The organism is Ochrobactrum sp. PL_is483 (assembly GCF_055816855.1).
This window is the reverse complement of record NZ_JBVPGS010000030.1, coordinates 1-14,625: the sequence shown is the minus strand read 5'-3', so window position 1 is coordinate 14,625 and position 14,625 is coordinate 1. Positions and strand designations below refer to the sequence as shown.

The 14,625-nt window shown below is 47.8% G+C and carries 14 protein-coding genes and 2 pseudogenes; 7 read left to right on the top strand and 9 right to left on the bottom strand.

Features of this window, described 5'->3' with window-relative positions; genetic code table 11:
- Positions 1-72: 72 nt before the first annotated feature.
- The 7 genes from AC0TNJ_RS06490 to AC0TNJ_RS06460 form a co-directional block, all read right to left on the bottom strand.
- The gene (locus AC0TNJ_RS06490; RefSeq protein WP_473770621.1) at positions 73-1,110 is read right to left on the bottom strand and encodes a glycosyltransferase family 2 protein; all 1,038 of its coding nucleotides are present in this window, start codon (positions 1,108-1,110) and stop codon (positions 73-75) included.
- A complete protein-coding gene (locus AC0TNJ_RS06485; RefSeq protein ID WP_473770620.1) occupies positions 1,074-1,775 on the bottom strand; it encodes a polysaccharide deacetylase family protein in 702 nt (233 codons plus the stop codon). The genes AC0TNJ_RS06490 and AC0TNJ_RS06485 overlap by 37 nt, the downstream gene beginning before the upstream one ends.
- Positions 1,776-2,029: 254 nt before the next feature.
- On the bottom strand, positions 2,030-2,623 hold the full coding sequence (locus tag AC0TNJ_RS06480) for a fused DSP-PTPase phosphatase/NAD kinase-like protein (RefSeq protein WP_473768639.1): 594 nt from the start codon (positions 2,621-2,623) through the stop codon (positions 2,030-2,032).
- Positions 2,610-3,419, bottom strand: coding sequence for a glycosyltransferase family 25 protein (locus tag AC0TNJ_RS06475; RefSeq protein ID WP_473768638.1), 810 nt, complete (start codon positions 3,417-3,419; stop codon positions 2,610-2,612). The genes AC0TNJ_RS06480 and AC0TNJ_RS06475 overlap by 14 nt, the downstream gene beginning before the upstream one ends.
- A gap of 197 nt (positions 3,420-3,616) precedes the next feature.
- Complete coding sequence (locus tag AC0TNJ_RS06470) at positions 3,617-4,786, bottom strand: MFS transporter (RefSeq protein ID WP_473770619.1); 1,170 nt, start codon at positions 4,784-4,786, stop codon at positions 3,617-3,619.
- Entirely contained in the window at positions 4,783-6,135 is a 1,353-nt protein-coding gene (locus AC0TNJ_RS06465) for an HdeD family acid-resistance protein (protein WP_473768636.1), read from the bottom strand. The genes AC0TNJ_RS06470 and AC0TNJ_RS06465 overlap by 4 nt, the downstream gene beginning before the upstream one ends.
- Positions 6,136-6,453: 318 nt before the next feature.
- A complete protein-coding gene (locus AC0TNJ_RS06460) occupies positions 6,454-6,951 on the bottom strand; it encodes a hypothetical protein (RefSeq protein ID WP_473770618.1) in 498 nt (165 codons plus the stop codon).
- Between the two features lie 305 nt (positions 6,952-7,256).
- Between AC0TNJ_RS06460 and AC0TNJ_RS06455 the strand changes: the two genes are divergently transcribed.
- Positions 7,257-7,940, top strand: coding sequence for a lysozyme inhibitor LprI family protein (locus AC0TNJ_RS06455; RefSeq protein WP_473770617.1), 684 nt, complete (start codon positions 7,257-7,259; stop codon positions 7,938-7,940).
- 512 nt (positions 7,941-8,452) lie between these two features.
- Positions 8,453-8,929 carry a hypothetical protein gene (locus AC0TNJ_RS06450; protein ID WP_473768633.1) on the top strand — a complete coding sequence of 159 codons (477 nt, stop codon included), beginning with the start codon at positions 8,453-8,455 and terminating at the stop codon, positions 8,927-8,929.
- Between the two features lie 117 nt (positions 8,930-9,046).
- On the opposite strand, the gene AC0TNJ_RS06445 is transcribed toward AC0TNJ_RS06450, so the two are convergent.
- Complete coding sequence (locus AC0TNJ_RS06445; RefSeq protein WP_473768632.1) at positions 9,047-9,928, bottom strand: helix-turn-helix transcriptional regulator; 882 nt, start codon at positions 9,926-9,928, stop codon at positions 9,047-9,049.
- 118 nt (positions 9,929-10,046) lie between these two features.
- Between AC0TNJ_RS06445 and AC0TNJ_RS06440 the strand changes: the two are divergent.
- The 5 genes and pseudogenes from AC0TNJ_RS06440 to AC0TNJ_RS06420 form a co-directional block, all read left to right on the top strand.
- Positions 10,047-10,502: pseudogene (locus AC0TNJ_RS06440) on the top strand (IS5 family transposase); the annotation flags it as partial.
- 16 nt (positions 10,503-10,518) lie between these two features.
- Positions 10,519-10,855: pseudogene (locus AC0TNJ_RS06435) on the top strand (IS66 family transposase); the annotation flags it as partial.
- A gap of 139 nt (positions 10,856-10,994) precedes the next feature.
- On the top strand, positions 10,995-11,975 hold the full coding sequence (locus tag AC0TNJ_RS06430; protein WP_473770616.1) for a glycosyltransferase family 2 protein: 981 nt from the start codon (positions 10,995-10,997) through the stop codon (positions 11,973-11,975).
- Between the two features lies 1 nt (position 11,976).
- Positions 11,977-13,266: a glycosyltransferase family 2 protein gene (locus tag AC0TNJ_RS06425; protein ID WP_473770615.1), complete on the top strand. Its 1,290-nt coding sequence runs from the start codon at positions 11,977-11,979 to the stop codon at positions 13,264-13,266.
- Position 13,267: 1 nt separating this feature from the next.
- Positions 13,268-14,395 carry a polysaccharide pyruvyl transferase family protein gene (locus AC0TNJ_RS06420; protein ID WP_473770614.1) on the top strand — a complete coding sequence of 376 codons (1,128 nt, stop codon included), beginning with the start codon at positions 13,268-13,270 and terminating at the stop codon, positions 14,393-14,395.
- 118 nt (positions 14,396-14,513) lie between these two features.
- Here AC0TNJ_RS06420 and AC0TNJ_RS06415 read toward each other — a convergent pair.
- On the bottom strand, positions 14,514-14,625 hold a 112-nt coding region (locus AC0TNJ_RS06415), incomplete at its 5' end, for an IS3 family transposase (protein WP_473770730.1).

Below are 14,625 nucleotides of genomic sequence, written 5' to 3'. Positions count from 1 at the left end.
CGCAACAAATCCCTTGGTTCTTCGTGTGTTAACATCTTGGTAAATCATTTCGGTGCGGTCGAACATCATCAGTCAACTTCCATCAGTTTTCAGGTAATGATGTGATTCTATTCCCAGACATGCGCGAATTAATCCTATGGAACTTCCGATATGATAAACGCATCTCAAAAGCGCCCGCTTGGGGCGGAACGGAAGCATAAAGAGCGCTATAATGGTCTTATAAATTCTGACGAATATTGATCCAAACAGCCGAAGTAAGGACATAAAAGGATCCTTTCGATACCGTTCAATAAAGACCATACAGGCGTGATCTCGGTCCCTGCGGTAATAATATGCCAGCGACAAGCGCGCGGCAGGCAGAGTCTCATATGCAATAGCATGAGGAGTCCAACCGGTTCTGGCCCCCAATTTTTTCGCATCCTCATAAAGACGCCAATCTTCTCCTCCTGCCAACCCAAGGGCGGTGTTGAATCTTAGCCCGGTCTTGCGGAAGAAATGAAGGTTTCCCATCCAACTGCCTGTCGCAATTTTCAGAGCATCGGCTCGCCCTTCATTACGCCGCTTGATACAGCGTTTTTCCACGCGCTGATTGTTGTCATTGACAGCGGCCCAGACCATTCGCTGCCACCAGGAGTAGGACGGCTTCAGCGGCGCCAATCGGACCGGCGAGCCTACAATGTCGAGATCATGCAAATCACGTTCTTTTAGCAATTCGACCAGCCAATGCTCGTCCACTTCCTCGTCGTCATCCGCAAATGTCAGAATATCAAAGCTGTTCTCGGTAGCAAAACGGAGAACGTGATCTCTGGCGCTTGCGATCCCCAGCACGGGCTCAATAAGATACGTAACGTTATGGTTTGTTACTTGATCGGCAAACTTCCGAATTATCTCGGTCAAAGTTGTAACCGAATTGTTTTCAACGATGACAAAATCGATGCAGGCGTTTTCTGGCAGCTTCAAATTGCTATAGCTCAACAAAAGCCTTTCGAGCATTTGCGGTCGGTTGCGTGTCACCGTACCCACGGCGATCCTTCGTTTTTGTGAAGTATGACAATCCGCGTGCTCCATAGACTTCATCCGAACGCCGCTTTCCGGAGCGTTGTTATCCATCCATTACAATGCCGAATGTTACGTCGAGGAAGAAGGAGAGGATCGTCTGAAGCAGACGCTCTTGCCTTGCGTGTTGTTGTCGCGAGCCGAAAATCCGCTTTGGCGACCATATCTCGGATGTTGCGCGAGACATTACCATAAGGATAGCAAAAGGATCGCACCTGCTGGCCCGTCAAATCCTCCAGTTGTAGCTTTGAACGCTTTATTTGCCTGAAAGATTCTGACGGGTCGACGTCGGTGAGAGAAACATGGTCAACAGTATGTGCCCCAACTTCATTTCCCGCTCGCGCCCATTCCAGAACCTGCGTTGTCGACATGCAAGGTGTGTGCGGGATTCCTATAGCCTCATCCCATCGGTTATAGCCCCCAATCTCGCCACTTACGAAAAAGCAGGTGGCGGTAAAGCCGAGTTCACTGAGAATAGGAAGCGCGTGTTTGTGGACATTTTCGAAGCCATCATCGAACGTTATACCGACGACACGACCTTGCTTTTCGCCATTTATATACGGGGCGAGTTCCCTAAGCGACAATCCCTGGTAACCAAGCCGGGCTAACCACATCATCTGGGATTTGAAATTTTCAGGTGCGACGTTGAGCCCGCGAAAGGGTGCGCCAATTTCCGGAACGCTGGCGATTTGATGGTACATAAGGACAGTTTTCGCCATTTTCTATAAGTACGCCTTGTTGTGGGAGTAGAGGCTGAGGAGTGCCTCATAAGTCGACGAAATGAGAGCAGGACTCTCTTCTCTCGTTATTGAATTTCCGGAAATAAAGGCGGAAACACGTTCTGATGTGCGCTTCAGACGAAGAGCACTGTCGATGTCGGCCCTATAATTCCGGTTTGAAGAATGTGTCATTATTTTATCTAGGCCAATTTGACTTTTGCTATAATCTTGACCTTACCTTGCTTTGACATCATTTAGTTTTGGGTTCTCTTGAACAACTCCCAGGATTCTTGCATCGCAAAGCGACCAATGCCAGGTATTGGGACGTGTCCATAGTAAGGAGATAATTGAAGCTCTGCTAACCAGCTTCCAAAGCCAGTCAACTTCACAAAAATTGCTGACACTAGGCCAGTGCGATTTGCACCGTGCTCACAATGCACAAGCATCGGTTTGGGCGCGCCATTTAATATGGCAATCAATTTTTCCAGATCCGTTTTTGATAGTGTGTGACCAGAGCTGATAGGAAAATCTATCAGTTGGACATTTGCGCGCTGTGCTGCAGCTGCCTCTTCACGGTACCAATCCCCCTTAGCTTCATCGCGAAGATTTAGAATGCTTTTTACGCCAAAATTTTCCACTATATACTTGATTTCAGCGGCATCAGGCTGCGCCGAGCGATAAATGATACCTGGAATAACTTCATCAAAATTGCCGTTCGCAATCACGTGTACAGCACGGATTCCAGATGCGACCAGCATAACAAGAATACAAACCTTCGATATACTACTAAATCGCAGGAAAAATGAACGGCGCAATTCCCGTTGCTGAATGCGTTCAAGACCAGCCATCCACCAAGCTCCGTTCGTCGGCCAGGATCTTACGCGCATATAGAGTTGAGCGAAGTTGCTTTTCGAGCTCAAGAATGTTTCGCTTCGCCGCAAATCTGATGGTTCGTCGTCGACTGGCTGCATCTAACAGATGGCGTTCGTCTTCAAGCAACGAACCACCTAGTTCGTGACTTACCTCGGACAGAAGGTTCTTAGAGGCGGACCAGACCCGGAGACCTAGTTCCCAGGGGTGAGATAGGTCTTCATCTATGGGCCGGAATACTCGCTTCCTACAGAGCAGCCGTTTTGCTGCTTGCGGATTAATAAGATAGCCTACGGCACCATTGGCCGGTCGTTTATGGCATACAAGTTTGGAATTTCCAGCGTGTCTGGTTGAGATGACATTCTTGGCCGTGAAGTTGAAAAGTTTGATGATATCCCAGCTTCTATAATCTAGCTGCAATAGCACATCGGTTAGGAATGTCTTCAAGTGCTCATTGTCGATGATCATGGCGTCGTCTTCAAGAACTAAGCCAACGTAAACCCCATCCTCGACAATTCGCTGCCAGACTTTACGGTGTCCTTTATAAACGGCAATTTCACCGGTTGTCAGAGGACGCTTATAACGGAAGAAATTGGTCAGCCCATTATAGTCGGACGACGAAACTTCTTCCGTAGTGTAGCCTTGAATAAACTGATGGGAAATTCCAGTCGCCGCCCATGTCTGCATCGAACTCTTGCGCCGCGCTCCATCGTCGGCGTCGACCGTAAGTATATAAGCTTGTAAAGCTCTGCTATTGCTGACAACCGATTGCACGAAGTATCCCCAATTTCCGCGTTAATGTCATCTCGCGAAATTATCCGGCAATCGCAATCATGTTTTCTGCAATCAGATATAATCTGGTCAGAATCTAATATTTTGATCGTTATCTGACATCAGATAAATGCTCTGATAAGATTGATTAATACTCGTCATATATAATAATCGCTAGAATATAGACAGGTCGATTTTGTTCATGATTCCAGTTCAGACGATCCCAATCTGCCAGATGGTTGCCTTTTCTCTCCATGAATTGTAGCAAAAATTGCGAATGACGCGCAGGAAATGGCAGCAAGGATTGCCAGTCCATGCAAGGAATATTCCATCGCGAGGCCACCAAGCAACGGACCAAAGAGTGCTCCTGTACCCCATGCTACGGAAAGCAACGCATAGATGCTGACGAGTTCTCCACCGTTGTAACGATCACCCAGCGCTGCGATCACCATTGTGTAGATGCCCGCAAATGCCCCGCCCCAGACAAAAAGGAGCGGATAGGCAAACCAGGAGTGCGCGAGCGCGATCGGCCAGATCATTGCGCTACATGCAGAAAACGAAGCGAGGAATATGATGAGCATGGGACGGCTCATGCGATCCCCAAGCCAGCCAATGGGTAGTTGCAAAACAATGGAACCGGTCAGAAGAATAGTGAGGAGAATCGTTGCTGATTTTTCGGGCCAGCCAAGATTGACGGCATAAACGGGCAGGAGGCTCAGTCCTGCCGTTTCCAGACCGGCATTCAATGCCGCTGCTGCAACTGCAACTGGGACTACTTTCAGATAACGGAAGGGATTACCACTGTCATCTGGTTCGGGCATGACGTCGCGAGGGTGGCCCAGAACTAGAGCGAGGCAGGCTATCAGGGCAAGGCCCGCTCCGATGAGAAAGGCAAGGGATTGTTGACGGCCAACGAGTGCTAGTATTGCCGGGCCCAGTGCCATGCCCGTTGATAGTGCAGCGACATAAATCGCAATTGTGCGACCCCGTTTGGCCTCGCTTGCGATCTGGTTGAGCCAAGTTTCAGAAACCACCAGCAGGGTTTCCGAAGCGGCACCTAGAGCCACGCGTAATGGAAACCACAGCAAAAATACCGGCACGACAGGGAAAAGAGTAAAAAGAACGCCAGCGAGAAGAATCGCCCCTTTGGCCAATTTACGAAAACCAAGTCGTAACGACAGTCCAGGCAAAAAGGGAGCTATCAGCAAAACGCCGATAGCATGCATGGCGCTGTTTGCTCCGACGATGGTTTCCGAATATCCTGCGTCCACCAGTTCAAGTGCGATCAATGGTGCGCTCAGACCATAGGTAAGGCCAAAGATGGCGGCGGTCAGAATAACAACGAATGTGGTCATATCTGGTCTGGTCACATTTCGCTCCGTTCGCCTTGTGGCAGAACGTGTTGTCCTGCCACTCGGCTTCGGTCGCGGAATGCTTCCTTCAGCTTCCTGCGCCAGCGGCGGTTGCTGCGTTCAACCACCTGAAAGAGTAGACGCGTGTAGTCAAGGACCATTCCTGGTGTCCAGGTCATGGCTTCTGCCCGTCCGCGTATGATACGCATCATCCAGAAATGTGGATCACTTACAATGCGAAGAAAATCACGCAAGGGCCTTCCGGTAAAGGATGAACCTTCGAGTGCTGCATCCAGTGCCTGGATAACCGTCGTCGAGCAGTTGCGCGCGGTCAGATTATAGGTTCTGTCCTGAGAATAGGCATTCCAGAACACGCCAAGCGCTTCAGGATTGAAGCGTGTAAAGGTAATTTTCTGATCCGGCATGCACCATGCAGCAGCTTCCGCTGCCAGGGATTCATTGAATCGTCCCGCCACATCATTTTGATGGCCAGCATTGAGAAGGGCGCGAAAATCGTCCGGCCTGTGGTCAATGTCGTCAAGAGGGTAGTGACTTATATAAAGATCAGGAGGCATCTCCAGTGCACTATGGCCAGTCGAGATCACGCCCTTTTTGTCGACGGCGGCAACGTACCGATCAATCAATATTCGTCTTTCGGGATCGGTTACCGAGCCGATTGCTGTCCAGACATAGACATTGAGAATGCCATTGTTATCGAAATTATTCTGGCCCCGTTCTATCAATGTGGACCGAGAATTTCCACCCTGCCAGTTACGAGCCATGTAAAGCGGCAGGGCTGTGACGGAGGCTCCGTCGGGAAGTGCACGTAACTGAACCGCCATGCGCAGCAATGCATAACCGGATGTAAGGAGGAGGAGAGCAAAACAAAAAGGAACGGTGAGACGATGAGGAAGGGGTTTTGATGCGAGGATCATAACGGCAAGGCCGACCTCGATCAGACCTGCTGTGATACCTACACGCCACCGCTTGCTATGGACGACAAAGGCCGATGCCATCCGGAACAGGCCATCGGTAAGAAATGCCAGACCAAACAGAATTGATGCGGCGATGTTATTGTCCCAGGGCACATCGAACACAACAAATGCGGCAAACAAGAATGCCATGCCGCGGAGGATGTCAATCCAGTGGACCCCAGCGCCACGTGCGCAGGCGGCCGTAATTTCAACCACGCCTTCGATGATCAGGAATATCGCCAGCGTGTCGAGCACAACTGAAAGTCTACCATCGCCGAGATCATAGAGAATACCAAAACCAAACAGTATCCAGATGCCACCGGCAGTTGCCAGGATCCACCACATTGGCTTGAGGGCTTGTGCGCCTAGTAATAGGAAAACGAGCCTGATCATGATATCACCTCGGCACAGCGAGCGAAGACAAAATTAGTATACGGCTTCTGCAGGATACGCTCTTCAGTCGAACGGTCTAGGAGCCGCTCAATGTCATCGTTGTCCATGCGTTGCTGCTTTAGTCTGCACACGTCATACGTCGGTGTTCCACTCTTGATGCCGAGTTTGTCGCAGGCTCGCTGATAGCTTTCCCGTTCCATTTTCTCTAGTGTCTGGCAGCCGGATACGGCGGTCGCGGCAACCGCGCCGCAAACAAAGGCAGCTAGTCGTAAAAAACGCGAAATCTCCTTGCTCGCGAAGGGCATTGGTCGGAAGAGTTCAGGGAAAAAGCTTCGTCTCGACGTTTTCAGAGATAAGCGAGCAGTGCAGCGTAATGGGCCTCTTTCGCACTTGCGAAAGAGCGCCGTCAATGAAGTCGCAACTCAGAATATTGTCCGGTCCAGACTTGCGACCTGACGCGACGTTCAGATTGACTTTAACTGGTCCATTCACCCAATCGATACGCTTTACTTCCACTTTATCGCCCGAAATGTGCACCTTTTGTCCCGTGCCGACAATCTCGACTGTTTCATCACTTGGAGAAAGACTGATCAGCCCGATTTCATTGACATGATTTGCGGCACTCTTCTTCGGATCACCATAGTAGCTGGCAAAGGCAATGATCGTTTCATGGTCAGCGGCCAACTTTGCTGCCGCTTTATCGGACAGCGCGATGGTGACATCGAATCCCATGTCGGGTCCAGCTGCCATGGCGGCGGTATTCAGACCCATGACTGCGAACAGCAAACCAGCAAATTGAATTCTCCAGCTCCGCATCCCTATAGTCTCCATCGAACCGTTATCGTGTTGCAAGTCGTGATCGCCATGATGGCTCTATTCAGAGTTTACTAATCAGCCCTATATAAAAAAGCGCCGGGATAGCTAATTGAATACTGTGAGCTACGTTGGGAATAGGGTGATTTTATTATAAAGATCAAGATCCTGATATTGCCCCGTTAAAGATTGCCAGTACTTTTATCTGCATGGATGGCGTCTCTGCGAAGACGCATCAAGAAGCGACATGCATGTGTGCGAATGGCGGTATTTGGAGGAGACTCCGATATAGGTTAGGGTATTTAAGCATGAAGCCAATGGTTTGGCGTGGTCTTTTCCTGTCCGGGATAATAATGACTGCCTATATGTTCAGCGTCGGTGCCGTGACGGAAGCGCGTGCCGACAACTGCGATACACTTCAGACACAAAGTGAAATCACCGCCTGTTTTGGTGATGACGAAAAAGCAGCGGATTCCACATTAAACAAGCTTTACCAATCGCTCATACACGAGCTATCCGATGCTGACAAGCAACGCCTTCGCGATGCCCAGAGAGCGTGGATCAGCTTTCGAGACAAGGAATGCACATTTCGTGTGGCGCCTTATGCTGATGGATCGGTCGCGCCTTCGCTGACGGCAAGTTGCGTAGCGGCTCTTACTGCACAACGTGTTGTTGACTTGCGCCAGCAGATGGACTGCGAGGAAGGCGATCTTTCCTGCGTTCCCCGTACGAATGGGGCAAAAAGCACAGTTCCGCTCAGATCCGCGCAGAAACAGACGTCGTCGCACGGAAGTATGGATCAAGGGGCATGCAGTCAGGCAATTGGCCTCCAGAAGGCCAAAGAAATCGTAGATCGCTGTCTCGACATGTCGGGTTCCAGTCATCCCCCATGCAATGTTGAAAATAGTTGCAACATGATGATTGAGGAGATCCGGCAAGGATGTGCTGCGAGCGGTGTGGATGCGCCAAAATATTGCGCAAACTATCGTTAGTCAGATAAGTCACTGCGATTTACCTTGTCGGGTTTAGTCGATTGTAACTCGTATTATAGTGAGGATTAGAAATGACAGCTTCTCGTCGCGTTAAGTTGATCGCTGTCGCATCGCTGACAACGGTGGCATTGGGCGCAATGCATTCGATCGCACTTGCAGGTAGTGCGCGAATTAGTGCGATAAACGATGGAGGGCGAAGTGTTTTGCTTCCGTTTTCGGTCACTTGCGAGTATGCAGATGGAAACGAAAGCAATCCGGTAAATTACTCTGTTTGGACAGGGAGTTCAACGGTGGTGAGCGGATGCGATAAATTCGTTATCTATTACACTTCATCGCGCGGTGTAAAGTATGACTATGAAGTGTATCCCGGGCGTTCATATTATTTCGAATGGGCGGGAAACCACTGGGGGTTTTACGAAAACTAAGCCTTTCCAACTCGCAGTTGGCCGGCGAAAATCCTGCCAATGCACAGCCACTAGTTTCAGTATGAACTTCACTCCAAACTTCGTCGTTTGCTGATCAAACTTAAAGTGACCGATTTATTCGAGCGAGTACAAATAAAGAAAGCCCTACCAATGTTCCGACCCCTTCACGCAGCCTTGGCCACACTGCTAGTAACAGCGCTTCCGTTGACGTCTTACGCAGCTGATCCTTGTGCGACGGTCGATCAGCGTCTTACGCTTGACCTAAAAATACAATTTGCTCCACTCATTGCGAAAAGCGTCGAAGGTAACGTGAAGTCTTCAAGAATCGATATCGATTCCATTATGCGTTCAGGCACTTGGACTATTGTCCATGCTTTTACTCCTGTCTCTGATCCCGGCTATTTCTTCTTCGACTCATCAACTGGTGATAACGTATTCAAGGATGTCTGGGGCGGTATCGCCGAGAAGGGAGAAGCGCCTCAAATAGCAAGATGGGCTAGAAGTCTCGGTGCCAACAAGGCTATCTCGGCATGTTTTGCCAGCACAGTTGCCGTGGTTGAGTGACAGTAAGAACAGATTTACTGGCATAAGCGATCAGTATCATGTCCGCTGGGACCGTGTTCTTCACTGGCTCGAAAACAGTCTGATGCTCGCGAATCAAAGGAGACTAAGCGTAAAAAGCTATGGACGGAGCTGCTTAGGAGTTACTCCCCAATATTTTCTCATAAGAGATGTCATATGGCTCTGGCTGGCGAAACCACAAAGTGCCGCGATAGTGCGTAGTTCAAGTTGATTGTCTTTGATCATTTGTCTCGCGTGCGCCAAACGCCGCTGCAATATAAATTGATGCGGGGGTATACCTTTTGTTTTCCGAAACGTTCGCACGAGGTGGCTCGGCGAGCAACCGGCAATAACTGCGAGCGTGTCTATGGCCAGAGAGCTACTGATATTGGTGTCGATGAACTCCTCAATTCTGCGCACAACTAGCGGGGGGAGACCACCCTGGTGGCGCATCGATCTTTGCTGCACAGTAATGGAGGAGCGGGCGCGCAACATCTGCAGCCAGAATAAGACGTTCAGGGGCTCCATCGCATTCGCACTCGGTCCTTCAGGACGGATAAACTCCTGATGCATAAGCTTAGCGATTGCTGACGAAACGGGATCTGTAGTTCCTGGCTGTGTTGGAATCAAGTCAATATCGTCGCAGCCAAACTCCAAACCTGCCAATTGCTTGAGTCTGCATGGAGTTATCGTAGTTAGAATGCACTCTTTTTGTGCGTGCCAGCGCGCAAACATGTCGGTACTAGCTGGAATGAGTTCGATCCCACCGGCAGGTGCATCGAAAACGGTCGTGCGGTTAGTGCCTACGGCTACCTCGCGTCGTGGCTGTGGTGTTGTGAGAATAAGTGCGAATGGTTCGGGTGTTGTGAATTTGATTTGGTTCGCGCCTGTCAAAGCACGCATAATCCCGCCATCTTCGACTTCATGTACTTCGCCCCAGCTAGGCAGTGTCTGCAACCAAGACATGTAGCCCCACACTTCAACTCTATTAGCGAGCTTCACGCATACGTGTCATTCCAGTCAGAATTGATTATAACGATCAATATTTTTTGAAAAAGGGAAAGGCACGGGTTATACACAGTTTGTGCCACTTGATTGCCCATGCGGCTGGCATGCTTCGACCACGGAAAGCGGCGGAATACGAGGTTTTGATGCGGGGAAGAAGATCAACGGTCGTAAGCGTCATGTTGTAGTTGATACTTTCGGCCTGATGGTTGGTCTCGTGATCCATTCTGCGGGCATTCAGGACAGAGACGGCGCGCCGGATGTCTTGAAAACCATTCTCAAACGATAGCCGTGGCAACGACATATCTTTGCTGACGGCGGATACGCAGGACCAAAGCTCAAAGGCAAGCTGGAAAAGGTCGGGAAGTTTACGCTGGAAATCGTTAAGCGGTCCGATCGCGCTGAAGGTTTCGAACTACTCCCGCGCCGATGGGTTGTCGAGCGCACATTTGCATGGCTGGGACGGTGTCGCAGACTGGCCAAAGACTTTGAGAAAACCATCGCTTCCTCTGAAGCGTGGATCTACATCGCAAATATCCGCTTCCTCACGCGAAGGATCGCAAAAGCCTGATATCGTTGCGTTCATTATGATTCAGGCTCTAAAGACTTGGCTCGATGGCATCAGGCCGAAGGTCGTACCGGATACCAAGCTCGGCGATGCTGTGTCCAACACCCTGAACCAATGGGATTACCTGACGCGTTACACAAGCGACGGCAGATGCCGATCGATAACAATATTCTGGAACGTGGCATCAGAGTTTTTGCGACCAGAAGAAATCATGGCTGTTCAGCGACACTGCTGACGGAGCCAGGGCCAGCGCAGTGATCTATAGTTTGATACTGACAGGCTATGCCTGTGACGTCGACCCTCTGATCTGGCTGCGGCACGTGCTCACAGCCCGTGCTCCGATAAGCCCTCAATAAATGTAACGAAATCCTCAATTATTAAAAAACAATCACAATCGAATGGTCATCAAATATCATCCCTTTCTGTCTGGCAATGACGAGTATAACACGCTCGATTAATCACCGCATCTGTATCGAAAATGGGGCTTGACCGTAGATGCAAATACCTTCGTTGTCTGTGATAATACCTGCATTTAACGTCAGCAAGACGATCATCGAAACGCTTAACTCGCTATATAGGAACATAAACTCTTCATTCGAAGTAATCATAGTTGACGATCAGTCTGAAGACGGCACAGTACAGAAAATCGAGAAATTCATAAAACAAAAATCCAAGAATAATATTCGAATACTTGTAAATGAAAATAATAGCGGCCCGGGGGTAAGTCGGGATAGAGGTCTCTCGCAGGCGCGTGGGAGCTTCATTCTTTTTTTTGACGGCGATGACATACTGAGACCAAATGCTGTTGATACAACAATTAGATTGCTCATTGATAGAAACGTCGATGTGGCAATTTTACCATACAATATAATCTATGGATCTCAGAAAACCGGAATTGGAATGTGGGATTCAGATAAAGCAATATTTGACGCGCTAGTTTTGGCACCTAAGGGTGAAGTGCGCCCGGTCGACTTTCCAAAGCTTCTAAGCCTCACTAACTATCCTTGGAACAAAATAACTCGTAAGTCTTTTCTAGAACAAATAAGTCTTTCCTTCGGTAACCTTCGCCTTCACGAGGATATAATTGCTCATTGGAAAATATTATTGAATGCAGATAACGTTCTGATAAATAAGATTCCTATCTGTGATTATTATTCTAATCCGGATGGAAGTAGCGCTACAAATAATAAAACTACCTTACGTTTCCAGTCAATCGACGCACTGAGGGGGCTTTACATTTATATTTGTTCAAATCCCAACTATCATTTCGCGATTCCTACATATATAGAGTTTTCATTGAATCTCATATCTTGGGCCTACTCCAATATTGTGGCTGAGCACAAAGATGAGTTCAAACGAAAGGCGAGGGAGTTATTGATACAATATGATCTTCGTTATCTTCAGGTAATATTTCATCGAGATCGTCACCTGTATAGCAAAGTATACTCATTAATCGTAAGAAATGAGGTTAACTAGAATGAATCCACTGCTTTCCGTTATTGTTACATCATATAACATAAAAGATTACATAGGTGAATGCCTGGATGGTATTATCAATCAAACTCTAAGTGATATAGAGATCATAATAGTCGACGACGGATCCAATGATGGCACAACCGATATTATTAGAAGGTATGCTGCTGCGGACAGCAGAATTAGGCCGGTCTTATTGGATAACAACTCTCCTGGTGGGGTTGCCACGCCAGCGAACATCGGCCTCAAGATGGCCAAAGGTGAGTATATCGGGTTCGCAGATGGCGACGACGTTTATGATCCTACTATGTTTGAGAAACTATACTTATCTGCAAAGCGATATGATTCTGACATAGCCATTTGCAGTTTCATGGAGTTTGACACAGATACGAGAGCCAGAACGTCGGCTCATGACTATTCATGGCAAACTGTTTGTGCTTCTCGATCGATAGAATTGGAGTCTGCACATGACAAGGTTGATATCTTGCGATTGCTTCCTGTACCTTGGCGGAAAATATACCGTAGGCGTCTAATTGAGGACAATAGTATAGCGTTTCATGAATGTGCGCATTTTTTTGAAGATAATTATTTTCATTGGCTTGTCACCATAGCTGCAAGAAGAGTTAGTATTATCGATGAAGTTTTATGCTTCCATAGAAGAAATCGTGTTGGTCAGACTATGCTATCTGGAGGAGAGAAACTCCTTGGTGTCTTCTATCAGCACGAGTTAATAATGGCTTTTATAGCAGATCGCGACGATGGAAATCTATACAGCAAGGAAGCGGCTCGCTGGCTTGTAGGGCACGTCTCGTGGGTGAGTCAGACGTTGTCTAGGCAGTATGCAAGAGAGTTTTATAATTCCGCAAGGGCAGAGTTGTTAAGGCATAAAAAATCCAACATAAGACTGTTTTGTTCAGGGCAGGAATGTGACCGACAGACGGTAGAATTACTCGTATGGATGCTCGGTAGTCGGCCCGATCTATTTGAGGAGGCTCTGAACGGAAAATATGACAGGTCATTTCTTCGAAGAGCATATTTCAACAGTATTCGTCTTGGTTTTTGCGGTTTTTGTAAAGCAAGTCTGAAGTATATATTCAGTTTGCTGCGCAGGTCATTGCTCGAAAAAAAATCCCATCGGGATGAGCAATTAAATGCTATAATTCAACTTATCCAAGAATCTGACAGGAATATTCACAATCTTCATACGCGCTTGAACGATGTTGAGCGAGTAGTCGAGATTGGTCTCATTAATATTGCAGAGAATAACGCTGTCGCGTTAAAGAGGAATCAATAGTTTGATTATATACTTGGTTTCCGCCGCCGGCTATCCAAATTATGGAGATGAGCTCATTCTTAAGAATTGGGTGAATTATCTTCTCGAAAAGTTTCGGGATGCAGAAATCTGGATTGACGTTCCGTTCCCGACTAATGTTGCATTTTATTTTCCGTTAGGAAATATTAGAGTGACAAACGTATTGTGGAGATTAGTAACAGAGAGTAATTTTGATGACATTGAAGGATACGTCTCTAACGTCTGTCAGAAGATAAAGCATCTTGGATCGCCTAGATTTGACGAAGCGCTAATTAAACTACGCGATGTCAACGTAATCCACATTGTAGGTGGCGGGTACATTAATGGAATATGGCGAAGAAATATTGGCATTCTTTGTGCTGCGGGAGCGTTAAAAGAACTCATAAACTGCCGTATATACATGACAGGAGCAGGGTTGTATCCACCAGTAGCGCCGGTAGACTTTATAAACAGTATCGTAGGCAACTTCGATTACGTCGAGGTGAGAGATGAAAAGTCGGCAAACGGACTTAATGTAAATTTGGGCTATGACGACGCATACCTGAGTTTAAACACACCTCACACGGGTTTCGCAGGTCGGGAGATTCCATCTATAATGGTATGCATTCAGCGCGACCAAGTAGATGATGTTTTTTTTTACCGTGCAGTGAAAGCGGTTGAGGAACGCATCAAGCGTTATCGTACCAAGCATGTTTCTGTTGGGTATGTTGAGGCTATTCCGGGGGAAGATCGAGCAGCATATATGATGCTTGCCGATTACATCCCGGACAAGTTCTTTTTTAATGCTATGGATACTATTAATCATGGTCTGCCTTTAAAGCGTACCCAACGGTGGTACACTACTCGTTTTCATCATCACTTAGTTGCATCTATGAATGGTTGCGAAGGGGTAGCTTTAGTGGGCAATGGCGACTATTATGATGTGAAGCACTCGTCATTAATAAGTAACGGGACGGGCTGGTCATTGTGGAATGCGAATTGCGTTACCAAGCTGCCATTTCCCAGCCTGTCGTCAAGTTTCAGCGAATTGGCCAGCGATATTATTTTATCTAAACATTCGATCGCCGAGTCTTTGTACGAGGATGCTCTGTTGGAGTTAACGCTACGATAATTGAGGTGCCCCCAATAAATTAGGCCATTCAGAATTGGAATTTTCTACCTATGATTCCTTTGTTGATAGCCACTGAGAATTGACCCGGCGGGGGTGCGGATAAAAACTTGGACTGGTTTTACGTCACAAAGCCAAGACTGTTTCGATATTCGATTGGGCTTCGAGCGCCAAGCGATATCTTGATCCGTTTCTCGTTGTACCACCGAATGTAGCCATCAACTTCATTGATA